The 22884-nt window shown below is 71.3% G+C and carries 22 protein-coding genes; 16 read left to right on the forward strand and 6 right to left on the reverse strand.

All coding sequences use genetic code 11. The annotated features are described in order from the left end of the window. Window positions 1–14: 14 nt before the first annotated feature. Window positions 15–779, reverse strand: a complete 765-nt coding sequence (locus ACYVF7_RS30770) for a maleate cis-trans isomerase family protein (protein ID WP_460347628.1) — start codon at window positions 777–779, stop codon at window positions 15–17. A 263-nt stretch (window positions 780–1042) separates the two neighbouring features. Between ACYVF7_RS30770 and ACYVF7_RS30775 the strand changes: the two genes are divergently transcribed. Both ACYVF7_RS30775 and ACYVF7_RS30780 read left to right on the forward strand, forming a co-directional pair. Beyond that, complete coding sequence (locus tag ACYVF7_RS30775; RefSeq protein ID WP_460347630.1) at window positions 1043–2050, forward strand: D-2-hydroxyacid dehydrogenase; 1008 nt, start codon at window positions 1043–1045, stop codon at window positions 2048–2050. Next, entirely contained in the window at window positions 2047–3507 is a 1461-nt protein-coding gene (locus ACYVF7_RS30780) for an amidase (RefSeq protein WP_460347632.1), read from the forward strand. Before ACYVF7_RS30775 ends, ACYVF7_RS30780 begins: the two co-directional genes overlap by 4 nt. A 57-nt stretch (window positions 3508–3564) precedes the next feature. On the opposite strand, the gene ACYVF7_RS30785 is transcribed toward ACYVF7_RS30780, so the two are convergent. From ACYVF7_RS30785 to ACYVF7_RS30795, 3 genes are all read right to left on the reverse strand, one after another. Further along, window positions 3565–4050, reverse strand: a complete 486-nt coding sequence (locus ACYVF7_RS30785) for a DUF3830 family protein (RefSeq protein ID WP_460358180.1) — start codon at window positions 4048–4050, stop codon at window positions 3565–3567. A 72-nt stretch (window positions 4051–4122) separates the two neighbouring features. Beyond that, window positions 4123–5583 carry an MFS transporter gene (locus tag ACYVF7_RS30790; RefSeq protein ID WP_460347634.1) on the reverse strand — a complete coding sequence of 487 codons (1461 nt, stop codon included), beginning with the start codon at window positions 5581–5583 and terminating at the stop codon, window positions 4123–4125. Window positions 5584–5805: 222 nt separating this feature from the next. Continuing rightward, entirely contained in the window at window positions 5806–6699 is an 894-nt protein-coding gene (locus ACYVF7_RS30795; RefSeq protein ID WP_460347636.1) for a LysR family transcriptional regulator, read from the reverse strand. 231 nt (window positions 6700–6930) lie between these two features. On the opposite strand from ACYVF7_RS30795, the gene ACYVF7_RS30800 reads away from it, so the two are divergent. Continuing rightward, window positions 6931–7809 (forward strand): maleate cis-trans isomerase family protein, encoded by an 879-nt coding sequence (locus ACYVF7_RS30800; protein WP_460347638.1) that lies wholly within the window; start codon window positions 6931–6933, stop codon window positions 7807–7809. A gap of 33 nt (window positions 7810–7842) precedes the next feature. Here ACYVF7_RS30800 and ACYVF7_RS30805 read toward each other — a convergent pair whose 3' ends face one another. After that, window positions 7843–9357, reverse strand: coding sequence for a PucR family transcriptional regulator (locus ACYVF7_RS30805; protein ID WP_460347640.1), 1515 nt, complete (start codon window positions 9355–9357; stop codon window positions 7843–7845). A gap of 190 nt (window positions 9358–9547) precedes the next feature. On the opposite strand from ACYVF7_RS30805, the gene uraD reads away from it, so the two are divergent. The 10 genes from uraD to alc are packed head-to-tail and all read left to right on the forward strand — an operon-like array spanning window position 9548 to window position 19011. Next, window positions 9548–10063, forward strand: coding sequence for a 2-oxo-4-hydroxy-4-carboxy-5-ureidoimidazoline decarboxylase (gene uraD / locus ACYVF7_RS30810; protein ID WP_460347642.1), 516 nt, complete (start codon window positions 9548–9550; stop codon window positions 10061–10063). A 1-nt stretch (window position 10064) separates the two neighbouring features. Further along, the gene (gene uraH, locus ACYVF7_RS30815; protein WP_460347644.1) at window positions 10065–10376 is read left to right on the forward strand and encodes a hydroxyisourate hydrolase; all 312 of its coding nucleotides are present in this window, start codon (window positions 10065–10067) and stop codon (window positions 10374–10376) included. Between the two features lie 2 nt (window positions 10377–10378). Beyond that, window positions 10379–11260 carry a factor-independent urate hydroxylase gene (pucL, locus tag ACYVF7_RS30820; RefSeq protein WP_460347646.1) on the forward strand — a complete coding sequence of 294 codons (882 nt, stop codon included), beginning with the start codon at window positions 10379–10381 and terminating at the stop codon, window positions 11258–11260. Between the two features lie 13 nt (window positions 11261–11273). Continuing rightward, window positions 11274–12143 carry an FAD binding domain-containing protein gene (locus tag ACYVF7_RS30825; protein ID WP_460347648.1) on the forward strand — a complete coding sequence of 290 codons (870 nt, stop codon included), beginning with the start codon at window positions 11274–11276 and terminating at the stop codon, window positions 12141–12143. Further along, the gene (locus tag ACYVF7_RS30830) at window positions 12134–12607 is read left to right on the forward strand and encodes a (2Fe-2S)-binding protein (protein ID WP_460347650.1); all 474 of its coding nucleotides are present in this window, start codon (window positions 12134–12136) and stop codon (window positions 12605–12607) included. The genes ACYVF7_RS30825 and ACYVF7_RS30830 overlap by 10 nt, the downstream gene beginning before the upstream one ends. Further along, window positions 12604–13956 (forward strand): 8-oxoguanine deaminase, encoded by a 1353-nt coding sequence (locus tag ACYVF7_RS30835; protein ID WP_460347652.1) that lies wholly within the window; start codon window positions 12604–12606, stop codon window positions 13954–13956. Before ACYVF7_RS30830 ends, ACYVF7_RS30835 begins: the two co-directional genes overlap by 4 nt. Further along, entirely contained in the window at window positions 13953–16262 is a 2310-nt protein-coding gene (locus ACYVF7_RS30840; RefSeq protein ID WP_460347654.1) for a molybdopterin cofactor-binding domain-containing protein, read from the forward strand. The genes ACYVF7_RS30835 and ACYVF7_RS30840 overlap by 4 nt, the downstream gene beginning before the upstream one ends. Then, the gene (locus tag ACYVF7_RS30845; protein WP_460347656.1) at window positions 16253–16636 is read left to right on the forward strand and encodes an allophanate hydrolase-related protein; all 384 of its coding nucleotides are present in this window, start codon (window positions 16253–16255) and stop codon (window positions 16634–16636) included. Before ACYVF7_RS30840 ends, ACYVF7_RS30845 begins: the two co-directional genes overlap by 10 nt. Then, entirely contained in the window at window positions 16633–17967 is a 1335-nt protein-coding gene (gene allB / locus ACYVF7_RS30850; RefSeq protein WP_460347658.1) for an allantoinase AllB, read from the forward strand. The genes ACYVF7_RS30845 and allB overlap by 4 nt, the downstream gene beginning before the upstream one ends. Before the next feature lie 3 nt (window positions 17968–17970). After that, window positions 17971–19011: an allantoicase gene (alc, locus tag ACYVF7_RS30855; RefSeq protein ID WP_460347660.1), complete on the forward strand. Its 1041-nt coding sequence runs from the start codon at window positions 17971–17973 to the stop codon at window positions 19009–19011. A 22-nt stretch (window positions 19012–19033) separates the two neighbouring features. Here alc and ACYVF7_RS30860 read toward each other — a convergent pair whose 3' ends face one another. Further along, the gene (locus tag ACYVF7_RS30860; RefSeq protein ID WP_460345227.1) at window positions 19034–20230 is read right to left on the reverse strand and encodes an IS110 family RNA-guided transposase; all 1197 of its coding nucleotides are present in this window, start codon (window positions 20228–20230) and stop codon (window positions 19034–19036) included. A 318-nt stretch (window positions 20231–20548) separates the two neighbouring features. Between ACYVF7_RS30860 and ACYVF7_RS30865 the strand changes: the two genes are divergently transcribed. The 3 genes from ACYVF7_RS30865 to ACYVF7_RS30875 are packed head-to-tail and all read left to right on the forward strand — an operon-like array spanning window position 20549 to window position 22884. Continuing rightward, a complete protein-coding gene (locus ACYVF7_RS30865) occupies window positions 20549–20851 on the forward strand; it encodes an urease subunit gamma (protein ID WP_460347662.1) in 303 nt (100 codons plus the stop codon). 40 nt (window positions 20852–20891) lie between these two features. After that, window positions 20892–21194, forward strand: coding sequence for an urease subunit beta (locus ACYVF7_RS30870; RefSeq protein ID WP_460347664.1), 303 nt, complete (start codon window positions 20892–20894; stop codon window positions 21192–21194). Further along, on the forward strand, window positions 21187–22884 hold the full coding sequence (locus ACYVF7_RS30875; protein WP_460347666.1) for an urease subunit alpha: 1698 nt from the start codon (window positions 21187–21189) through the stop codon (window positions 22882–22884). Before ACYVF7_RS30870 ends, ACYVF7_RS30875 begins: the two co-directional genes overlap by 8 nt.

Here is a 22884-nt window from a genome sequence, read left to right on the forward strand (position 1 = left end):
CGTTCGTTCCTTCGTCAAGGCCGCTCCTCAGTTCCCACAGGAGCGGTGATGTGGGTGCTTCGAAAAAGGGAACCGAGGCCATTCCGCGGCCGGGTGTCGCCCGCCAGCCGAAGACCTTCCCACACGCTGACCTGATTCGCCGTCAGGACCGGCTTGCCGACGGCCTCTTCCAGTTCGTCGAGCCATGCGGCGGTGTGCAGCGCGGTGTCGGGAAGAAGCACGGCGTCGGCGTCGGGGTGATCGTTCGAACGCGCCAGCTCGAGCACCTGCTCGCGCCCGAGCGTGCCCACCTCCGCCGCGGTGATGATGCCCCGGCCGGAGACCTGGATCACTTCGGCGCCCGAGGCCTCGAGGAAGCGGACGAAGTAGGCCGCGACGTCCTCGGGATAGGTGGCGCCCACCGCGAGGCGGCGCACGCCCAGCGCTTGCGCCGCGTGCGCGAAGGCGAAAGAGGTGCTGGACGCCGGCAGACCGCTCACCTGCGAGAGCTCCTCGACCTGCCGCCGGGCGCCGTCCCATCCGAAGATGAAGCTGGCGCTGGTGCAGGCCCACACCACCGCGTCGACGTCGTGCTCCTTGAGCCGTCCGACCCGGTCGGCCAGCCGGTGGATCGCCCCCATCTCCAGCAGAGCGTCCACCCGGTGGGCGTCCTCCCCGATGTCCGTGTGGACGAGCGGAAGCCGGACCCCGCCCGCGACCTTGCTCTCCAGCAGCGGGTAGTCATCCTCCGCGGAATATCCCGGGTAAAGGAATCCCACCGTCGCGGTCCGGTCAGTCATGCGTTTCAGCGCCCTTTCGAAGCAAGGGACAGTCTAAGTCGCCTTGCAGCCTGTTGACATTCGGCAATAAGTCGGAGCCGTGGCCGAGGAGAGTGGCGCGTGCCGAACCACCTCGGCACCGATATGTAGATTGTTGACAACACTAAGAACGGGTACCTAGCGTGTCAACACCATGACGAGGCGGCGTTATCGGATGTCCTAACGGCTCCCCGCCCGGGCATGCGGGACCCCCAGCACCATCGCAGCGATCTGAAGGGCGCCTGATGAGCGAGACCGGACCCCCTGTCGTCGTGGTTCTCGGAGACGAGAAGCCACCGCTCCTGGAACGTATGGGTCAGGCGGCCCGGCTACGGCAGGTCACGGAGAAGGGCCTGCGGGAGGCACTGGCGGAGGCCGACGTCCTCCTGGTGTGGGACTTCCTGACCGATGCTCTGCCGGCGGCCTGGCCCGAACACGGCGGACCACGGTGGGTGCACACCGCCAGCGCCGGTGTGGATCGCCTGTTGTTCCCCGCGCTGATCGACTCGGACGCCGTGATCACCAATTCCCGTGGGGTCTTCGAGCAGCCGATCGCCGAGTACGTGGCCGGTCTCGTACTGGCCATGGCCAAGGATCTGCCCGGCACGTACGACCTGCAGCGCTCTCGCGTCTGGCGGCACCGGGAGACGGAACGCGTGACCGGCACCCGTGCCGTGGTGGTGGGCGGCGGCCCCATCGGGCGCGCCACGGCCCGCCTGCTGTCCGCGCTCGGCCTGCGGACGGCGCTCGTGGCGCGCACCGCCCGGGAGGCCGATCCGGACTTCGGCCGCGTCCACGGCTTCGCCGAGTTGCCCCGGCTGCTGCCGGAGGCGGACTGGGTGGTCAGTGCCGCGCCGCTGACCGACGAGACGGCCGACATGTTCGACGCCGCGGCGTTCGGCCGGATGAAGCGCGGCGCGCGCTTCATCAACGTCGGCCGCGGCCCGCTGGTCGTCGAGGACGACCTGGTGGCGGCGCTGCGCGAGGGCCGGCTGGGCGGAGCGGCCCTGGACGTGTTCCGGGAGGAGCCGCTGCCCGGCGACAGCCCGCTGTGGCAGACCCCGGGGCTGCTCGTCTCCCCGCACATGTCGGCCGACACGCACGGCTGGCTGGAGGACCTCGCCGAGGTCTTCCTGACCAACTTCGAGCGCTGGGTGACCGGCCGGCCGCTGCACAACATCGTGGACAAGAAGCTGGGATACGTGCCCGTGGCCGCGGCGGACACCCCGAAGATCGAGGAGGGCATCCGATGACCGAGCTCGACGACGGCAGGACCGAGACAGGGCGCCCCAGCACCGACGAACTCTGCGCGTACACCGCGACGGAGCTGGTCACGGCGTACGCGAACCGGACCCTGTCCCCCGTGGACGTGGTCGATGCCGTGCTCGACCGCATCGAACGGCTCGATCCCCTGGTGAACGCCTTCTGCCTGGTCGAGGGTGACACGGCGCGCGCGCAGGCGCGGGCATCGCAGGAGCGCTGGCGCCGACGTGAACCACAGGGCCTGCTCGACGGCGTTCCGGTCTCCATCAAGGACCTGCTGCTCACCAAGGGCCGGCCGACGCTGCGCGGCTCGCTGAGTGTCGACCCCGACCGCGACTGGGACGAGGACGCGCCGAGCGTGGCCCGGATGCGCGAGCACGGAGCGGTCTTCGTCGGCAAGACGACGACTCCGGAGTTCGGCTGGAAGGGAGTCACCGACAACCCGCTGACCGGAGTGACGCGTAATCCGTGGGATCCCTCGCGCACCTCCGGAGGATCCAGCGGGGGCAGTGCGGCCGCCGTCGCGCTGGGTCTGGCCCCGCTGTCGGTGGGCACCGACGGCGGCGGCTCGGTGCGCATCCCCGCCGCGTTCTGCGGCATCTTCGGCCTCAAGCCCACGTACGGCCGGATCCCGCTCTACCCGGCGAGCCCGTTCGGCACTCTGGCCCACGCCGGGCCGATGACCCGTACGGTGGCGGACGCGGCCCTCATGATGGACGTGATCTGCGGCGCCGACAGCCGCGACTGGTCGGCTCTCGCGCCGTACGCGGGCAGCTTCCGGGCCGAGATCGACGGCGGGGTGCGCGGCCTGCGCGTCGCCTACAGCCCGACCCTGGCGGGCGCGCCGGTGGATCCGCAGGTGGCCGCCCGGGTGCGGCGGGCGGTCGCGCTGCTCGCCGAGTCGGGTGCGCACGTCGAGGAGGTGGACCCCGGATTCGCCGACCCGGTGGAGGCCTACCACACGCTGTGGTTCTCCGGCGCGGCCAAGGTGGTCGAGCACCTGACGGCCGAGCAGTCGGAGCGGCTCGACCCCGGGCTGCGGGAGATATGCCGGCGGGGAGCGGCCATGAGCGCCCTCGACTACCTCGGCGCGGTGGACGAGCGCATGGCGCTGGGCCGGCGGATGGGCGCGTTCCACGAACGCCACGACCTTCTGGTGACGCCGACCGTCCCGATACCCGCCTTCGAGGCAGGCCGGGAGGTCCCCGAGGGCAGCGGCCTCGAGCGCTGGACCGGTTGGACGCCGTTCAGCTACCCCTTCAACCTCACCCAGCAGCCGGCGGCCAGCGTGCCCTGTGGGACGACCGCGGAGGGACTTCCGGTGGGTGTGCAACTGGTCGCCGCCCGGCACCAGGACGCGCTGGTGCTGCGCGCCTCCCACACGCTCTTCGAGGCGCTGGTGAACGATGGCGTCGTGTCCGCGGGCCCGGTCCGGCCGCACGGCTGATCGAGCAGGACGGAAAAGGGGTGGGGCCGGGCGTTCGCCCGGCCCCACCCCTTCCGGTCAGGCGCGCTTGAAGGTCAGGGACTCCCCGATCACACCGGACAGCCACAGGTCCTGCGCCGCCTCGGCGATCCGATCCAGGCCTTCGGTGATGGTGGCGAAGATGTTGCCGGGTACGAAGCCGGTGTCCGGGTTGAGCAGCAGATTGTTGCGTTCGTAGAACAACGCGAGATCGATGATGCTCTCCGCCTCCTGTGGACGGCCTCCCTGCGTGTAGCCGTGCGAGCTGGTGCTCAGCTGCCAGTTGGCGAAGGTGAAGTAGGCGACGTCGCCGGGGATCGGGGTGATCGTCGGGTTCTCGGTGCCCGGCTCGACCTCGGCGAACGCCGGCACCAGCGTGTAGATCTCGTTGCGGGCGTACTTGCCGTGGAAGACGTCCTTGCCCAGGGGAAGGGCGTTCCAGACCGCCTCGCAGGTACGCGGGGCCCTGTCGTCCAGCAGCTTCGCGACGCAGCTCACGCCGCGCTTCTCAAGCGTGATCTCGATGTAACGATCATCCACTGTCGGTCCTCCGATCGTTCGGCGATTCGGCTTCGCGGTATTCCGGCGGGCTCTTCATTACCCGCCGACGGCTTGGGATCCGGCCATTCCCACGGTCGGGTTCGGTACCACGGCGTCTTCGAGGATGGATGCCTCGTTCTCGGCCGGGGCACGGCGTCCGCGGAGTGAATGCCCGGCAGTCTCCGGCATAAGCAGGAGCGGCACCAGAGCGATCAGGGCGGCGAGCGCCATGTAGATGCCGGGCACCAGGTCGTTGTGCGTGGCGGTGATCAGTGCGGTGACGACCAGCGGAGTCGTTCCCCCGAACAGCGAGGTGCTGAGGTTGTAGCCGATCGCGAAGGCACCGTACCGGACATGCGTCGGGAAGAGCGCCGGCAGGGTGGAGGCGATGGAGGCCAGCAGCATGACCAGGAGCAACGCCAGCAGCATGAGGCCGGCCACGGTCGCGGCCATGTTCTTGACGCCCATCAGCGCCACCAGCGGCACCGACAGCAGGATCGAGCCGATGCACGAGGTGAGGATGATCGGCTTGCGCCCGATCCGGTCGGAGAGCGCCCCGATCGGTGCGATCACTACCATCATGCCGACCATCACGGCCAGCGGGATCGCGTCGCCGGCCACCTCGCTGAGGCCCAGCACGTCCTTCAGGTAGGTCGGCATGTAGGTGAGGATGCCGTAGTCGGTGACGTTCAGCAGCAGCACGAAGCCCATCAGGATGAGGATCGGCCGCCAGTACCTGAGGGTCTCCCGGAAGGGTGCCCTCGAGGTCTCGCCGCGGGCGGCCAGTTCCTCGAAGATCGGGGTGTCCTCGAGCCGCGTCCGCAGGTATAGGCCGATCCCGCCCAGCGGCAGCGCGATCAGGAACGGCACCCGCCACGCCCAGGATGAGACGGTCGCGTCGCTGAAGAGCGTCGACATCAGCGTGGCCATCGACGCGCCGACGCTCAGGCCGATGAGGGTGCCGAACTCCAGGAAGCTTCCATAGAAGCCGCGTTTTCTGTCCGGGGCGTACTCCGCCATGAAGGTGGCGGCGCCGCCGTACTCACCGCCGGTGGAGAATCCCTGGAGCAGCCGCGCCAGGATCAGCAGGATGGGAGACCAGACGCCGATCACGGCGTAGGTGGGCAGGACGCCGATCACGAAGGTGGACAGCGACATCAGGGTGAGCGTCAGCACGAGCACGCGCTGCCGCCCGAGCCGGTCGCCGAGCGGCCCGAAGAACATCCCGCCGAACGGGCGGATCGCGAATGAGATCGCCAGGACGCCGAAGGTCGACAGCAGACGGGTCGTGGAGTCATGCGCCGGGAAGAACGCTTTTCCCACATAGCTGGCCAGATATCCGTAGATGCCGTAGTCGAACCACTCGATGGCGTTGCCCATCGCGGAAGCGGCGACGACGCGGCGCAGCAGTTTCTTGTCGACTGCGGGGGACTGCCCGGGCTCCTCGGCATCCGAGCGTGGGGGTGAGGCTGCGGTATGTGACGCAGCGGGGCTGTCGGGCGCCTGGTGGGGCTCCATCGCGGTGATCCCTTCCGCCTGTCTGTCCAGAAACGTCGGCTGCCCACATCCGAGGTCGTTGAAATACGACAAGCCGGACAAGCAGCAGTCGGAGCCCCGCCGCAGCCGACTGCCCTCTTGTCGACAATCGAATGTCGACACGATCCGGATATGAGAACAGCTCGACGATCATTTGGCAAGTAGCACACCGATTACCGAGCGGAATCTCCCGCCGATGAGCGCTTACTCGCACCCGGCCACGCGACGCAGCGCACGGACGAGCGCGGCGATCGCCGGATCGCCGCCGCTGCCCGACCGCACGGCAACCGACACGGTGCGGCTCAGCCGCAGGTCGGTGACCGGCTGCAGGCGCACCTCGGCGGCCAGCTGTTCCGCCGCGAGACGAGGGATCAGCGACACCCCGACCCCGGCCTGCACGAGTGCCATGATCACCCGGTAGTCGTCGCTGATGTAGTCAAGCTGCGGATCGAACCCCGCGGCGTTACAGGCCCGCACCAGCACGGACCGCAACGCGCTGTCGCTGCCCGGCGCGATCCAGCGCTCCTGGCTGAGCTCTTCGAGGCTTCCGGAACCACCGCCCCCCATCGGCGGCAGGGCCAGCAGCAGGGGCTCGTGCAGCAGCGGCTGCAGCTCGATACCGGCGTCGTGCAGCCGGGGCAGGACGTTGTACTCGTACACCAGCGCGACGTCGATTCGCCGGGCCCGCAGGCCCGCCACGCTCTGCTCGGGCTCCTCCTCGCCGAGCAGGACGCGCAGATCCGGATAGGTCGTCTGGCACTCGGCGATGGCCGGCGCGGCGAGAACGCCCGCCGCGCTCGGGAAGGCGACCAACCCCACCGTCCCCCGCACGTTGTGGTCGAGCGCCGCCATCTCCGCGCGCGCCTGTTCCATCTCGGCCAGGATGCGCTCGGTGTGCGCGACGAGGATGCGAGCCGCCTCGGTGAGTACGAGGCGTCTGCCATCCCGGATGAGCAGCGGGGTACGCACCTCCCGTTCCAGCAACGACAACTGCTGCGACACGGCCGACGGAGACAGCGCGCAGGCCTCGGCCACGGCTGCGATCGTCCCGTGCGCGGCCAACTCCCAGAGCAGCCTGAGCCGACGCACCTCGAACATGAAGGGATGCTAATGCCAGCCCTTGGAAATTCTCGCTGGTGCGGCGACGGGCCGCACCACAGACTGGAGCTGTGACACCCGAGCTCTTACCGGCGATCCCCCCGCTGGCCTCGTGTTACGCGCTTGACCACTCCCGGCCGTCGGCCTTGCCGGATGCCCTGAAGATAGAAGATTGTCAACAGTCAGCAATCTTCGCCCTTGCCTTGTACCTTCGCCCCTAAGGGGGTCATCTTGCAGCTCACTTTTCTCGGCGGTCCGATCCCGCAGCGCGGCATCGGCATCGTCGCGCCGTTCGACTTCGCGCTCGACCGCGAGCTGTGGCGATGGGTACCAGACGACACGTCGCTGCATCTGACGCGCACGCCGTTCGTCCCGGTCGAGGTCAGCCTCGACATGGCACGGATCGTCAGTGAGCACGAGACGCTGCGTGAGGCCGTCCGCGCGCTGCACTCGGTGCGACCCGAGGTGGTCGCCTACGCGTGCACCTCCGGCAGCTTCGTCGGCGGGACGGCGGGCGAGCAGGCGATGTCCGCGGCGATGAGCGAGGCCGCGGGCCTACCCGCGGTGACCACCTCGGGCGCGCTCCTCGAAGCGCTGGCGGAGATCGGTGCGCGCAGTGTCGCGATCGTCACCCCGTACACCAAGTCGGTGACCGATTCGCTGGAGGACTTTCTCGGCGAGGCGGGCGTCGCGGTGACCGGGCGGGCCTACCTCGGCCTGACCCGGGAGATCTGGAAGGTCCCGTATCGCGACGTCGAGGAGATGGCCCGCCAGGCGATGGTCGGCGCCGCCGACGCGCTGTTCATCAGCTGCACGAACCTGCCCACCTACGACGTGATCCCGCACCTGGAGGCCGAGTTGCAGCGGCCGGTGCTCTCCGCCAACCAGGTGACGATGTGGGCCGCACTCCGGCGCATGAACGTGTCGGCGGTCGGCCAGAATCAGGCGCTGCTCGACCCGGCCGCACGCCTCGGCCTCGGCCCCCTGAAACAGCTACCCACCGGCCAGACGCTTCCCGAGGTCGCGCTGGCCGGTCAGACACTCGGTGACGGGGAGATCCTCGAGGCGCTGGACCCCCCTCCCCCACCCGATGACCCGCTCCTCAACTGAGCGAGCACGTCCACGACCGGACCCTGCTTCCGTTCAGCGGAGGCGAAGCGCCAGGAAGAGGTCGACCCGGTCTTCGAGCCGGGCGAGGTCGCGGCCGGTGAGTTCCTCGACGCGCTGGATGCGGTAGCGCACCGAGTTGACGTGGAGGTGCATCTGGTCGGCGCATCTGGTCCAGGAGCCGGAGACCTGGAGGAAGACCTCCAGCGTGCGGATCAGATCGGTGCGGTGCGCCTCGTCGTAGGCGCACAGCGGTCCGAGTACGCGATCCCTGAACACGGTCCGCGCGTCGTCGGGAACACTCGCCAGCAGCAGGGCGTGGGTGGCGAGTTCGCCGGGGCCGACGACCCGGACCGGGTCGGTGCCGCCGGCAGCCAGCGAGCGGGCGCGGCGGGCCTCCTTGACCGCGCCGCACAGTCCCTCCGCGGTGGTGGCCTTGGCGACGCCCACCGCCAGGCCGCCGTCGGTGAGCCCGGGGGCCAGGACCAGGAGCGCCTTCCGGATCTCTCCGGCGAGGTCGGGCCCGCCGGCCGGGACGAGCGCGACCGCCTCGTCCTCGACGAGTCCCACGGCGGATCCGAGGGGAAGGATCTCGCGGAGCAGGCGGCAGAGCTCGTCCGGACGCGGTGCGCGCTCGGCGCTCGCGGCCACGGCGATGACGGCGGCGGGGTCGAGCCCGGCCAGTTCCAGGCGGGGAAGGATCTCGGTGGTGGCGGCATCGGCCATGACGAGACGTACGAGCTCCTGGGCCAGACGTCTCCCGGCGCTCAGGCGATCGTCCGAGCGGGCCCGCTCGACGGCCACGATCGCGGTCAGCTCGGCGATCAGGGCCCGGCGTTCGGCGGACCACTCGGTCCAGTCACCCTCACAGACGAGGAGCCAGTCGGCGACGCGTGACGTGGTGTCCCCGGCGACGGGAAGGACCGAGAGGTCCCGGCCCGGGAGCGGGACCGGCAGGCGAGGGGCGGTGAGGAAGGCGCGGACCAGGTCGGCGGGCGAGAAGGCGTCGGGCAGGTCGTGGGAGCCGGCGACCAGCCGGCCGGGAGGTGCCAGCACCCAGCAGCGCATGCCCAGGTCACGGCCGATGAGATCAAGAAGGGGACCGAGGCCGGAGCCCTCGGTGACGCCCTCGACCAGGCGGCGGTGACGGCCCAGCACGGCGGTCAGGTCGGCGGCGCGGGCGGTGGACAGACGCCGCATGACCTGCTCGGTCACGCTGTCGAAGGCGACGTCCTCCGGCACCCGGAACAGCGGCAGGCCGCGACGGCGGCACGCGTCGATCAGGTCGGCGGGAATGGCGTGGAACCGGGCGTCCCCGGCCGCCAGCGCGGAGACCCGGGCCTCGGTGAGGGCGTGCACGAAGATCTCGGTGTCGCTGGGACGGGCCCGCCACACGAGGCCGGACAGGACCAGCTCACCGCCGCTCAGGTAGCGGCCGGGGTCCTTCAGGTCGGTGGTGACCACCCAGCGGATCGTCCGGTCGAGCTCACCGTGTCCGGTGACGAGTTCCAGCCGCAGATCGGGGATGGCCAGGAGACTCCGCAGCCGCATCAAGGCTCCCTTCGTCGATCGTCTCCGGCCGGTGGACACCGGGCGGTGTCGCGGCAGAACGGCCGAGTTTGGAGGAACCTACGGAACACCGCAGAGGCCGGCGGTCACGGTTCGGAGGTCCTGCGTCTCGACCTACCCCGTCCGACCTATGTGTACTTGCCGTAAATGGGCGAACGGGTGAGGAGGTCCGGTGGTGGCACCGTCCGATCAAGGGAGGCCGGACGAGTCTACGCGAGCGCCGTCCGAGGCGGAGCTGCTGGCCTGCTGCGCCTCCCGCCGATGGGCCCGCGCGGTCGCGGCGGGGCGCCACGAGGATCTGGCCGCCCTGCGGGCCGCCTCGGCCCGCGCCCTGGCCGGGCTGGGCTGGGACGACGTCCTCGAGGCGCTGGCCGCCCACCCCCGGATCGGGGACCGGCCGGAGGGAGCCGGGCGCGACGCCCGATGGTCCCGCGGCGAGCAGTCCGGAATGGACGCGGCCGCCGCGCAGATCCGGCGGGCGATGACCGAGAGTAACGTGGCGTACGAGGAACGTTTCGGCCATGTCTTCCTGATCTGCGCCATCGGGCGGAGCGCCGCTGAGCTGCTCGCCGAGCTGCGGGCCCGACTGGACCACGACGTCGAGACCGAGCGCCGCGTCGTCCGCACCGAGCTGGCCAAGATCGTCGATCTTCGCCTCGCCAAGCTCGTCACGGAAGGAGACCGCTGAGATGTCCCTGTCCACCCACGTCCTGGACGCCGCGGTCGGACGGCCCGCCGAGGGCGTGCCCGTACGGCTGGAGAGCCGCGCGGCCGACGGATCCTGGAAGCCGGTGGCCGCGGGCCGTACCGACGCCGACGGGCGGTTCGGGGACTGGCCGGCCCCCGGCGCGGGCGTCCACCGGCTGGTCTTCGAGACGGAGCGGATCTCCGCCTTCTATCCCGAGGTCGCGGTCGCCTTCACGATCAGCGAGCCCGACCGGCACCACCACATTCCCCTGCTGCTCAGTCCGTTCGCCTACTCCACCTACCGAGGGAGCTAGCCGTGCGACTCGGGCCGAACAGGTACGGCAAGGCCGAGACCCGGGTCGTCCGGATCACCCGGGACGGCGACGTCCATCACATCAAGGACTGCAACGTCAGCGTCTCCCTCGCGGGGGACATGGACGCGGCCCACCTGCACGGCGACAACGCGGCGGTCCTGCCGACCGACAGCCAGAAGAACACGGTCTTCGCCTTCGCCAGGAAGTTCGGCATCGCCGAGATCGAGGAGTTCGCGCTGCGGCTGGCACGGCACTTCGTCGACTCCCAGCCGACCATCCACCACGCGCGTGTCGAGGTCGAGGAGTACTTCTGGGACCGGATCCCGACGTACGGAGGCACGCGCCGGGGACAGCACTCCTTTGTCAGGTCCGGCCGCGAGATCCGCACCTGTGTCGCCCACCACGACGGACCGTCGCGGCAGGTCACAATCGTGTCCGGGCTGAAGGGTCTGACCGTCCTCAACTCCACCGGCTCGGAGTTCCACGGCTTTATCGAGGACGAATACACGACCCTCCGGCCGACCCGCGACCGCGTCCTGGCCACCGAGGTCGGCGCCGCGTGGCGGCATCGGGGCGAGCACGAGGCCTTCGGCACGTCGTACGAGCGGGTGCGCCGGGCCATGCTCGACGCGTTCGCCGGGACCCACAGCCTCTCGCTGCAGCAGACGCTGTACGCGATGGGCGGCCAGGCCCTGGAGGCCTGCGCGGAGATCTGCGAGATCCGCCTCGCGATGCCCAACAAGCACCATTTCACGGTCGACCTGGAGCCCTTCGGCCTGGACAACCCGCAAGAGGTGTTCTTCGCCGCCGACCGTCCGTACGGCCTGATCGAGGGCGCCGTCCTCGCCGATGACGCCCCCGACGCCGGATTCGCCTGGAACTAGGGGGACGAGAAGGATGGACTTCCTGCGCCCCACGAGCTGGGAGGAGGCGCTGGCCGCCAAGGCCGAGCGCCCGGAGGCGCTGCCCATCCAGGGCGGCACCGACGTCATGGTCGAACTGAACTTCGACACGTGCCGCCCGGCGGCGCTCCTCGACCTCGGCCCGGTCCCCGAGCTCGCCACCTGGGAGACGCTGCCCGACGGGACCGTCCGCGTCGGCGCCGGCGTCTCGTACGCCCGGCTGATGGCCGAGCTCGGCGACCGGCTGCCCGGTCTCGCCCAGGCCTCCCGCACGGTCGGCTCGCCGCAGATCCGCAACCGCGGCACGGTCGGCGGCAACCTCGGCGCGGCGTCGCCCGCCGGCGACGCGCATCCGCCGCTGCTGGCGGCGGGCGCGGTGTACGAGGTCGAATCGGCGGCCCGGGGCGTCCGGATGATCCCGGCCGCCGAGTTCTACCTGGGCGTCAAACGCAACGCGCTGCGGCCCGACGAGCTGGTCCGCGCATTCCGGGTGGCCCCGGTGGCGGGCCCGCAGTACTTCTCCAAGATCGGTACGCGTAACGCGATGGTGATCGCGGTCTGCTCGTTCTCCATCGCGCTCTTCCCCGGCGAACGGCGCGTCGGCACCGGGATCGGCTCCGCCGCTCCCACCCCGCTGCGCGCGTACGCGGCCGAGGAGTTCCTGGCCGGTGAGGCGGACTGGGACGGCGACCTGGACGAGGCGGTCGCCGCGCGCTTCGGCGAACTGGTCGGCGCGGCGGCGAGCCCCATCGACGACGTGCGCGGCACGGCCGAATACCGCCGGCACGCGCTCGGCGTCATGGCGCGCCGGACCCTGACCTGGGCGTGGCACGACCACCGGAAGGGAGCCCTGGAATGCGCGTGACGTTCAGCGTCAACGACCGGGAACAGGTCGCCGACGACGTGTGGGAGGGCGAGAGCCTGCTGTTCGTGCTCCGCGAGCGCCTGGGCCTGCCCGGCGCCAAGAACGCCTGCGAGCAAGGCGAGTGCGGCTCGTGCACGGTCTACCTCGACGGCGTGCCGGTCTGCGCGTGCCTCGTCGCCGCGGGCCAGGCGCAGGGCCGGGAGGTGCGGACGGTGGAGGGCCTGGCCTCGGCCGACGGCCTCACGCCCGTCCAGCAGGCGTTCGTGGAGTGCGGAGCCGTGCAGTGCGGCTTCTGTACACCGGGCCTGCTCGTGCAGGCCGACGACCTGATCACTCGAGTGTCCGACCCCTCCGACGCGGAGATCCGCGAGGCGCTCGCCGGCAACCTGTGCCGGTGCACCGGGTACGAGAAGATCCTGGACGCCGTACGCCGTGCGGCCGAGCTGAAGGCCGCCGGCCGATGACCGTCATCATCGAGGGCGCCCACCTCGCGCCGGTCGTCGGCGCCGAGATCCCCGACGGCCATCTGGTGATCGAAGGCGACCGGATCACCGCGATCGGGTCCGGCCCTGCGCCGTTCGCCGCCGGCGCGGAGCGGATCGACGCCCGGGGCTGCCTGGTCACCCCGGGGCTGGTCAACACCCACCATCACCTCTACCAGTGGGCCTCTCAGGGGCTGGCCAAGGACGACACGCTCTTCGACTGGCTGGTGACGCTCTACCCGACCTGGGCGCGAATGGACGCCGAGGTCGTGAGCGGAGCGGCGGCCGCCGGGCTCGGCTGGCTGGCCAGGTCGGGTGCCACGACGACCACCGACCACCATTACATCTTCCCCAAGGGGCGCGGCGACCTGTTCGCCGCCGAGATCGACGCCGCCCGGCGCGTCGGCGTCCGCTTCCACCCCTGCCGGGGCTCGATGGACCGCGGTCGATCGGACGGCGGACTGCCGCCGGACGAGGTGGTGGAGAGTCTCGACGACATCCTCGAGGCCACCGCCGCCGCGATCGACGCCTACCACGACGACTCGTTCTCCTCCATGCTGCGGATCGCGGTGGCCCCCTGCTCTCCGTTCTCCGTCAGCAAGGAACTGCTGGTCGAGTCGGCCGGCCTGGCGCGGGCCAAGGGTGTACGGCTGCACACCCACCTCGCCGAGACCCTCGAGGAGGAGGAGTACTGCCGCGAGCAGCTGAACCGCACTCCGGTGGAGTACATGGAGCAGGTCGGCTGGCTCGGCGACGACGTGTGGTTCGCGCACACCGTCCACCTGAGTGACTCCGACATCGCCGCGATGGCGGGCACGGGCACCGGCACGGCACACTGCCCCAGCTCCAACGCGCGGCTGGGCGCCGGCATCGCCCGGGTCCGCGACCTGCTCGGCGCCGGCGTCCCGGTCGGCCTGGGAGTGGACGGCGCGGCGTCGGCCGAGATGGTCCCGATGGCCGGCGAGCTCCGGCAGGCCATGTACCTGCAGCGGGCCCGGTACGGCCCGAGCGCGCTGGCCGCCCGGCAGGCCCTGGAACTCGGCACTCTCGGCGGCGCTCGGCTCCTCGGCCGGCAGCACGAGATCGGCTCCCTGGAGGTCGGCAAGCTCGCCGACGTCGCCGTCTGGCGGGTGGACGGCTTCCACGCCGCCGTGGAAGACCCGGTGGTCGCGCTCGTCCACGGCCAGTCCCCGCCGCTGGCGAGGCTGCTGGTGGGCGGCCGGACGGTGGTGGCCGACGACGTGGTCGTCTCCGCGCCGCAGCACGAGATCGCCGAGGCCGGCGCCGCCGCGCGCCGCCGCCTGATGGAGCTGGCGAAGGAGGTCCTGTGACGACGGTTCCGGCACGCGAGGCGAAGGACGTCGTCGCCCCCGGCCATGGCGGGGTGGGCGACAGCGTGCTCCGGCCCGACGGCACGCTCAAGGTCACGGGCGAGTTCGCCTACGCCTCCGACCTGTGGATCGACGGGATGCTGTTCGGCGCGACGCTGCGCAGCCCGCACGCTCGCGCCAGGATCCGATCGATCGACATCGGCCCCGCGCTCGCGGTGCCCGGCGTCGAGGCGGTCCTGACGCACGAGGACGTGCCCGGACGCAAGCTGTACGGACTGGAGCACGCCGACCAGCCCGTGCTCGCCATCGATGAGGTCCGCCACCAGGGCGAGCCGATCGCGCTCGTCGCGGCCGACCACCCGGAGACGGCCCGGCGCGCGATGGAGAAGATCGGCATCGAGTGGGAGGTCCTGGAACCGATCACCGACGCGCGCGCCGTGATCGCCGACCCGGACCGCCTCAGGGTCCAGGAGCGCGGCGGCATCGTCCGCCACCAGCCGGTCCGGGTGGGAGACGTGGCCGCCGCCCGCGCGCGGGCGGAGGTCGTCGTGTCCGGTGACTTCTCCGTCGGCATCCAGGACCAGGCGTTCCTCGGGCCGGAGTCCGGTCTGGCGGTGCCGGGTGAGGACGGCGGGCTCGACCTGTTCGTCGCCACCCAGTGGCTGCACAACGACCTCCGGCAGATCGCGCCCTGCCTCGGCCTGCCGGATGAGAAGGTCCGGATGACGGTGGCCGGCGTCGGCGGTGCGTTCGGGGGCCGCGAGGACCTGTCGATGCAGATCCACGCCGGCATGCTGGCGCTGCACACGGGCCGACCGGTCAAAATCGTCTACAACCGGTACGAGTCGTTCTTCGGCCACGTGCACCGGCACCCCGCGCTGATGCGCTACGAGTACGGCGCGACCCGCGACGGCAGGATCCTCTACGCCGACGCCGAGATCGTGCTCGACGGCGGCGCCTACACCTCCTCCTCGCTCGCCGTGGTGGCGAACGCGGCCTCCCTCGGCGTCGGACCGTACGAGATCCCCAACCTGCGGATGGACGCGTACGGCGTCTACACCAACAACCCGCCGTGCGGCGCGATGCGGGGCTTCGGCGCGGTACAGGCCTGCTTCGCCTACGAGTCGATGATGGACCGGCTGGGCGCGGCCTGCGGCGTCGGGCCGGTGGAGATCCGCCGGATCAACGCCGCCGGCCAGGGGTCCAAGCTGGCCACCGGCCAGGTCATCGACTCGCCCGCCCCGCTGAAAGAGATGCTCACCCGGCTGGAGGCCATGCCACTGCCCGCGCCGCCGGGCACCACCGACCTGCGTGACCTGCCCGGCGGCGTCTCCCAGACCACCCACGGCGAGGGCGTGGCCCGCGGTATCGGCTACGGCGTGGGCATCAAGAACATCTGCTTCTCCGAGGGCTTCGACGACTACTCGACCGCCCGGGTGCGGCTGGAGGTCGTCGGCGGCGAGGCGACGGCGGTGGTGCACACCGCGGCCGCCGAGGTCGGCCAGGGCCTGGTCACGCTGCAGGAGCAGATCGCCCGTACCGAGCTGGGCGTCGAGCGGGTGACCGTACGGCCCGCCGACGACCGGGTCGGCGACGCCGGCTCCTCCTCCGCCTCGCGCCAGTCCTACATGACCGGTGGCGCGGTGAAGGCGGCCTGCGAGGCGGTCCGCGCGGACGTCCTCGCGCTGGCCCGGGAACGCCTCGGTACGACCCTCGGCGATCTGTCGCTCATCGGCGGAAAGGTCGTGTCGGCGTCGGCGGGCGCGCTGGCCGACATCGCCGACGTCCTCGGCGACCGAGTCGTCGAGCAGACCCGCGAATACCACCACCGGCCCACCGTCCCCATGGACCCCGTCACCGGACAGGGCGACACCCATGTCCAGCTCGCGCTCTGCGTGCACCGCGCCGTGGTCGACGTCGACGTGGAGCTCGGCCTGGTCAAGGTGGTGGAGCTGGCCGCCGTCCAGGACGTCGGAAAGATCATGAATCGGCTGTCGCTGGAAGGCCAGATCCACGGCGGCTCCGCGCAGGGCCTCGGGCTGGCGCTGATGGAGGAGATCGTCGTCCAGGACGGCCTCGTCCGGAACCCTTCCTTCACCGACTACCTCATCCCCACGATCCTCGACACGCCGCCCATGCGGCTGGACATCCTCGAGAGTCCCGACCCGGCCGCACCGTACGGACTGCGAGGCGCGGGAGAACCACCCACGCTCTCCTCCACGCCCGCCATCGTCGCGGCCGTCCGCGACGCCACCGGAAGGGCGCTCACCCGGGTACCGATCCGACCGGAGCACATATGCCGCTGATGTTCCTCAACGGCGGGGCGATGCGCGGCGGGCCGCTGCATCACCTCCTGGACGGCGCGCCGCTGGCCGCCGCGACCACGACCGCGCCCCGATACCGCTTCTACTCGGTCGCCGACCGCTTCCCCGCCCTTCTTCCGGTCGCGCACGGCGGGGCCCGCATCGCGGGCGAGGTCTACGACGTGCCGATGGACGTGCTGCGTGACCGGCTGCTGCCGGCCGAGCCGCCCGAGCTCGAACTGGGCGTGATCGAGCTGGTCGACGGCACCTCGTCCCTGGCCATGGTTCTCCGCCGCCCGCCGACGTCCTTCCCCGAACTGCTCGACATCACCGAACACGGCGACTGGTCCGCCTACCGGAGAACGAGGTCCCCATGAGCCCGGACTCCGTCTTCGACCTGGTCGTGCGCTCGCGCCGTACGCTGCTGCCGGAAGGGGAGCGGCCCGCGGCCGTGGCCGTGCGGGACGGCAGGATCGCCGCGATCGGCGACCACGACGACGCTCCCCCGGCCGGTACCCGGGTGGACCTCGGCGACATCGCGCTGCTCCCGGGGCTCGTCGACACGCACGTCCACGTCAACGAGCCGGGCCGTACGGAGTGGGAGGGCTTCGCCACGGCGACCCGCGCCGCCGCGGCCGGCGGAGTGACCACCATCGTGGACATGCCGCTCAACTCGCTCCCGCCCGTGACCACTTCCGCGGCGCTGGCCGTCAAGAAGGAGGCGGCGTCCGGCCGGTGCTTCGTGGACGTCGGCTTCTGGGGCGGCGCCGTTCCGGGCAACACGCGGGAGCTGCGGGCCCTGCACGACGGCGGGGTCTTCGGCTTCAAGTGCTTCACCGCCGACTCCGGCGTGCCGGAGTTCCCGCCGCTGTCGTACGACGAGATGGAGAAGGCGTTCACCGAGATCGGGGCCTTCCAGGGCCTGGTCATCGTGCACGCCGAGGACCCGGGCGCGCTGACGGCCCCGGCCGACGGCGGTTATGACGCCTTCCTGGCCGCGCGGCCGCCGAGCGCGGAGCACAAGGCGGTCGAGCAGGTGATCCGGCTGGCCGAGACGACGGGGACACGGGCGCACATCCTGCACCTGTCGGCCGCCGACTGCCTCGAGCCGCTGGCCCGGGCACAGGCGCGGGGCGTGCGGATCACCGCCGAGACCTGCCCGCACTACCTGACGCTGTCGGCCGCCGAGATCCGGCCGGACGCCACCCACTTCAAGTGCTGCCCGCCGATCCGCGACGCCGCCAACCGGGACGGGCTCTGGCAGGGCCTGGCCGCCGGAGTGGTCGGCTGCGTCGTGACGGACCACTCGCCCTGCCCGCCCGAACTCAAGCGCGGCGGGTTCGACGAGGCCTGGGGCGGAATCTCCTCCCTGCAGCTCGGCCTGCCCGCCGTCTGGACCGAGGCGCGCCGCCGGGGTCACGAGCTGGCGGACGTGGTGCGGTGGATGTCGGCCGCGCCGGCGGCGCTGGCGGGCGTCCCGGGCAAGGGCGCCATCGCGGTCGGCGACGACGCCGACCTCGTGGCCTTCGCCGCGGACGAGACGTTCACCGTCGACCCGGCGGCGCTACGAACCCGTCACCACGTCACACCCTACGCGGGCCGCGAGCTCACCGGTGTCGTGCGGGCCACCTGGCTGCGCGGCGAGGTCGTGGGCGACACGCCTCGCGGGCGCCTCCTGCGGAGACGCTCCGCGGTACCGGGGAGCTGAACGATGGCCGATTTCACCTCCTTGCCGGATCTGGCGGTCCGGAACCTCGGCGGCTCCGTCCTCGCCGCGAGCGACGAGTCCTTCGCGGAACGGGAGAACCTGATCAACCCCTGGGCTGCCCGCCATCAGGCGGAGACCTTCGGCCGGAAGGGCCAGGTCTACGACGGCTGGGAGACCGCCCGGCGGCGGCCGTCCGCGCTCGGGCTGAAGGTCGACGACCGCGGCCACGACTGGGCCCTGGTCCGGCTCGGGCTGCCCGGCGTGATCCGGGGGGTCGTCATCGACACCGCCTGGTTCCGGGGGAACTTCCCGGCCTACGCCTCGGTCGAGGCCTGCGCGGCGGAGGGTTATCCGTCGGCCGAGGAGCTGGCCGCCCGCGCGTGGGTGGAGATCGTGCCGCGGAGCCCGCTGACCGGGGACGCCGAGCACCGTTTCGCGGTCCTGGCGGCGCGGCGGTTCACCCATGTCCGCCTGAACATCTTCCCGGACGGCGGTGTCGCGCGGCTCCGCGTGCACGGCGAGGTCGTCCCGGACCCGCGGCTGCTGACCGGCCTGACGGTGGACCTGGCCGCGCTGGAGAACGGCGCGCGCGTCACGGGCTGCTCGAACCTGTTCTACTCCGCGCCGGAGAACATCCTGGCCCCAGGCCTGCCACGCCACCAGGGCGAGGGCTGGGAGACCGCGCGGCGGCGCGACGACGGCAACGACTGGGTCACGGTGGAACTGGCCGCCCCCGGCAGGCCGAGGCTGGTCGAGATCGACACCACGCACCTCAAGTTCAACGCCCCGGGCTGGGCGGCGCTCTCCGGCCGGGACGCCCGGGTGACGGAGGAGTGGACCCCTCTCCTGCCACCCACCCGGATCCAGCCGGACGGCCGCCACCACTTCCGACTCGACGCCGCCGCCCCACGGGCCGAGGTGACACACGTACGGCTCGACATCTACCCCGACGGCGGCGTGGGCCGGCTCCGTGTCTGGGGTGAGCTGACGGCCGACGGCGAGCAGGCCCTCCGCGACCGCTGGGACGCCTTCGATTCTCAATGAGGTTTGTCAAGTGATGATCGAGCTATGCGGCCTGGGCGGCCGGAGGACTCTGCTCGTAGCAGCGGCGATCTCGGATGAGTGCCCACAGGACGTTGACGCGCCGTCTGGCGAGGGCCAGGACGGCTTGGGTGTGGAGCTTGCCTTCGGTGCGCTTGCGGTCGTAGAAGGTCCGGGATTCGGCGTTGAAGCGGATGCTCACCAGCGCGGATGTGTAGAACACCCGATTGAGGGCGCGGTTGTAGCGGCGGGGTCGGTGAAGGTTGCCGTGGATACGGCCCGAATCGCGGGGCACCGGGGCCAGGCCGGCGTAGGCGGCCAGGTGGTCGGCGGAGGCGTAGGCGGTCAGGTCGCCTCCGGTGGCGGCGAGGAACTCGGCGCCGAGCAACACGCCGATGCCAGGCATGCTGATGATCACCTCGGCCAGTTCGTGGCGGCGAAACCGGTCCTCGATCAGCAGGTCGATGTGCTTGATCTGCTCATTGAGGGCCATCACCCCCTTCGCCAGGTCGGCCACCAGCATGGCGGCCAACTGCTCGCCCGGCAGGGTGGTGGTCTGGGATCTGGCGGCCTGCACCGCACGGGCGGCCAGGTCGGCGGTACCCCGCCGGGCGCCATGGTCGCTCAGCCAGCGCTCCAGCTCCGCGGCACCAGCCGCGCGGATCGCCGCAGGGGTCTGGAAGCCGGTGAGCAGGACCAGCGGGCCCTTGTTCGTCACGTCCAGGGCGCGCTCCAGCGCCGGGCAGAGGGCCAACAGCTGCTCGCGCAGCCGGTTGACCATCCGGGTGCGGTCGGCGACCAGGTCGGCGCGGCGGGCGGTCAGCATCCGCATCTCGACGATGAGTTCGTCATCGACCCGCAGCGGGGCCAGGCCGCGGCGCATGCGGGCCTGGTCGGCGATGATCGCAGCGTCGCGGGCATCGGTCTTGCCTGCCCCGCGGTAGCCGCCGGCGGCAGCGTTGACCATGGTGGAAGAGATGTAGAGGACCTGCTGCCCGTGAGCGATCAGCAGCGCCAGGACCAGGGCCGCGCCGCCGGTGGTCATATCCACGGCCCAAGTCACCTCATCGGCCAGGCCGAGCACTTGCGTGATCAGCTCGCCCAGCGTGGTCTCGTCGTTGGCCACGCGCCGCGACAGCAGCCGCTGCCCGTCTGCGTCGATGACCACCACGTGGTGGTGTCCCTTGCCGATATCGATCCCGGCCCATGCCCGCCTCAACATCGCCTCCCAGCGCGTTTGTCCTGGTCTTCCCGCAGACGACCTCGCCGGCTCATCCCTACACAGCGACGTGTTCGCAGTTCTCAATCAGCGGCCGAGTCGTCGCGGGGTGCCGGGCGGCCAATCGAGGGAAGCCACAGACGGCAGATGCCTGACAGCCACACCCGGCACCCCTGGGTGCTCGAACCCTACGACTGGCCCGAGCGGCCCGAGAAAGAAGGTAGGGATGCCTGACTCCCCCGCGGCCGGCTCACGTGAAGTTCCTGTTACATCCACGACCGGCCCGTTCCCGCGGGCTCGAGCGGAAGGTAGCGTCCAGCTGTGCTGATCAGCCCACACGAGCAGGAACGGCTGCTGATCCACGTGGCGGCCGGCCTCGCCCGCGACCGGCGCGCCCGCGGATTGCGGCTCAACCATCCCGAGGCGACCGCGGTCATCGCCTCCTATGTCCTGGAGGGCGCCCGCGACGGGCGGAGCGTCGCCGATCTCATGGAGGCCGGGCGTGCCGTGCTCAGCCGCGAGGACGTCATGGAGGGGATTCCGGAGATGCTCGACTCCGTGCAGGTCGAGGCGACCTTCCCCGACGGCACCAAGCTCGTCACCGTCCACCGGCCGATCCCGTGACGCGGGGAGGCCACGCGGGTTCCACCAGAGGGAGGTTCGGATGAGCGCCGGATCCGTCCCGGGCGAGATCGTGGCCGGAGAGGGCCGGGTGGAGCTGAACCCCGGCCGTCCGCGTACGACGATCACGGTCGTCAACACCGGGGACCGGCCGGTGCAGGTCGGCTCGCACTATCACTTCGCGCAGGCCAACGACGCGCTCGACTTCGACCGGGAGGCCGCGCGCGGTCACCGGCTCGACGTGCCCGCGGGCACCGCCGTACGGTTCGAGCCGGGGATCGCGCGCGAGGTGTCGCTGGTGCCCCTCGCCGGGCGCGCGGTCGTACCGGGGCTGCGCCATGACTGAGATCTCGCGCTCCCGCTACGCGCAGCTGTACGGACCGACCGTCGGCGACCGCGTACGCCTCGCCGACACCGACCTGTTCATCGAGGTCACCGACGATCTGTCCCGGGGCGCGGGGGCCGGCGACGAGGCGGTCTTCGGCGGCGGCAAGATGATCCGCGAGTCCATGGGCCAGGGTGTGGCGACGCGCGCCGAGGGGGCGCCCGACCTGGTGATCACCGGGGTCGTGGTGCTGGACCACTGGGGCGTCGTCAAGGCCGACGTGGGTGTGCGCGACGGCCGGATCGTCGCGCTCGGCAAGGCCGGCAACCCGGACACGATGGACGGGGTCCATCCCGACCTGGTGATCGGCCCGTCCACCGAGATCCTGGCCGGCAACGGCAGGATCCTCACGGCCGGGGCGGTCGACTCGCACGTCCACCTGATCTGCCCGCAGCTCGTCGACGAGGCCCTCGGCGCCGGTGTCACCACGCTCATCGGCGGCGGCACCGGCCCGGCCGAGGGCACCAAGGCGACGACGGTGACCCCCGGCGCCTGGTACCTCGCCCGGATGCTGGAGGCGATGGACTCCTTTCCGGTCAACGTGGCGCTGCTCGCCAAGGGCAACACGGTGTCCGAGGAGGGCATGTGGGAGGCGCTGCGCGGCGGCGCGTCCGGTTTCAAACTGCACGAGGACTGGGGGTCGACGCCGGCCGCGATCGACGCGTGCCTGCGCGTCGCCGACGCCTCGGGAGTGCAGGTCGCCCTGCACTCCGACACCCTCAACGAGGCCGGGTACGTCGAGTCGACGCTGAACGCCATCGGCGGCCGGTCCATCCACGCATACCACACCGAGGGCGCCGGCGGCGGGCACGCGCCGGACATCATCACGGCCGCCGGGTACCCGAACGTCCTGCCGTCCTCGACCAACCCGACCCGGCCGCACACGGTCAACACGCTCGACGAGCACCTCGACATGCTCATGGTCTGCCACCACCTGAATCCGTCGGTGCCGGAGGACCTCGCGTTCGCCGAGTCGCGGATCCGCCCGACCACGATGGCGGCCGAGGACGTCCTGCACGACATCGGCGCGATCTCGATGATCGGCTCGGACTCCCAGGCGATGGGCCGGATCGGCGAGACCGTCATCCGCACCTGGCAGACCGCGCACGTGATGAAGGGCCACCGGGGCGGCCTGGACGACAACCTCCGCGCCCGTCGTTACGTCGCCAAGTACACGATCTGCCCGGCGGTCGCGCACGGTCTCGACGCGGAGATCGGCTCGGTCGAGGTGGGCAAGCTCGCCGACCTGGTGCTGTGGGACCCGGCGTTCTTCGGCGTGCGGCCGCACGTCGTACTCAAGGGCGGCATGATCGCCTGGGGCCAGATGGGCGACGCGAACGCCTCCATCCCGACGCCGCAGCCGGTGTTCCCCCGCCCGATGTGGGGCGCGACCGCAGCTCCGGCCACGTCGGTGCACTTCGTGGCCCCGGCCGCGCTGGACGACGGCCTCGCCGAACGCCTCGACGTGAAGCGGCGCCTGGTCGCGGTCAAGGACACCCGGCGGTTGGGGAAGGCGGACATGCCGTTGAACGACGCGCTGCCGGAGATCAAGGTCGACCCGGACACGTTCACGGTGAGCGTCGACGGGAACGAGGTCGAGCCCGCGCCCGCCTCCGAGCTGCCCATGGCCCAGCGGTACTTCCTGTTCTGA

It is taken from the genome of Actinoallomurus acanthiterrae, assembly GCF_054775715.1.

What these genes read in the sequence shown, in the direction of transcription:
- ACYVF7_RS30770 (WP_460347628.1), bottom strand. Translation starts at nt 779, where the DNA reads ATGACTGACCGGACCGCGACGGTGGGATTCCTTTACCCGGGATATTCC.
- ACYVF7_RS30775 (WP_460347630.1), top strand. Translation starts at nt 1,043, where the DNA reads ATGAGCGAGACCGGACCCCCTGTCGTCGTGGTTCTCGGAGACGAGAAG.
- ACYVF7_RS30780 (WP_460347632.1), top strand. Translation starts at nt 2,047, where the DNA reads ATGACCGAGCTCGACGACGGCAGGACCGAGACAGGGCGCCCCAGCACC.
- ACYVF7_RS30790 (WP_460347634.1), bottom strand. Translation starts at nt 5,583, where the DNA reads ATGGAGCCCCACCAGGCGCCCGACAGCCCCGCTGCGTCACATACCGCA.
- ACYVF7_RS30795 (WP_460347636.1), bottom strand. Translation starts at nt 6,699, where the DNA reads ATGTTCGAGGTGCGTCGGCTCAGGCTGCTCTGGGAGTTGGCCGCGCAC.
- ACYVF7_RS30805 (WP_460347640.1), bottom strand. Translation starts at nt 9,357, where the DNA reads ATGCGGCTGCGGAGTCTCCTGGCCATCCCCGATCTGCGGCTGGAACTC.
- uraH (WP_460347644.1), top strand. Translation starts at nt 10,065, where the DNA reads ATGTCCCTGTCCACCCACGTCCTGGACGCCGCGGTCGGACGGCCCGCC.
- ACYVF7_RS30825 (WP_460347648.1), top strand. Translation starts at nt 11,274, where the DNA reads ATGGACTTCCTGCGCCCCACGAGCTGGGAGGAGGCGCTGGCCGCCAAG.
- ACYVF7_RS30830 (WP_460347650.1), top strand. Translation starts at nt 12,134, where the DNA reads ATGCGCGTGACGTTCAGCGTCAACGACCGGGAACAGGTCGCCGACGAC.
- ACYVF7_RS30835 (WP_460347652.1), top strand. Translation starts at nt 12,604, where the DNA reads ATGACCGTCATCATCGAGGGCGCCCACCTCGCGCCGGTCGTCGGCGCC.
- ACYVF7_RS30845 (WP_460347656.1), top strand. Translation starts at nt 16,253, where the DNA reads ATGCCGCTGATGTTCCTCAACGGCGGGGCGATGCGCGGCGGGCCGCTG.
- allB (WP_460347658.1), top strand. Translation starts at nt 16,633, where the DNA reads ATGAGCCCGGACTCCGTCTTCGACCTGGTCGTGCGCTCGCGCCGTACG.
- alc (WP_460347660.1), top strand. Translation starts at nt 17,971, where the DNA reads ATGGCCGATTTCACCTCCTTGCCGGATCTGGCGGTCCGGAACCTCGGC.
- ACYVF7_RS30860 (WP_460345227.1), bottom strand. Translation starts at nt 20,230, where the DNA reads ATGTTGAGGCGGGCATGGGCCGGGATCGATATCGGCAAGGGACACCAC.
- ACYVF7_RS30870 (WP_460347664.1), top strand. Translation starts at nt 20,892, where the DNA reads ATGAGCGCCGGATCCGTCCCGGGCGAGATCGTGGCCGGAGAGGGCCGG.
- ACYVF7_RS30875 (WP_460347666.1), top strand. Translation starts at nt 21,187, where the DNA reads ATGACTGAGATCTCGCGCTCCCGCTACGCGCAGCTGTACGGACCGACC.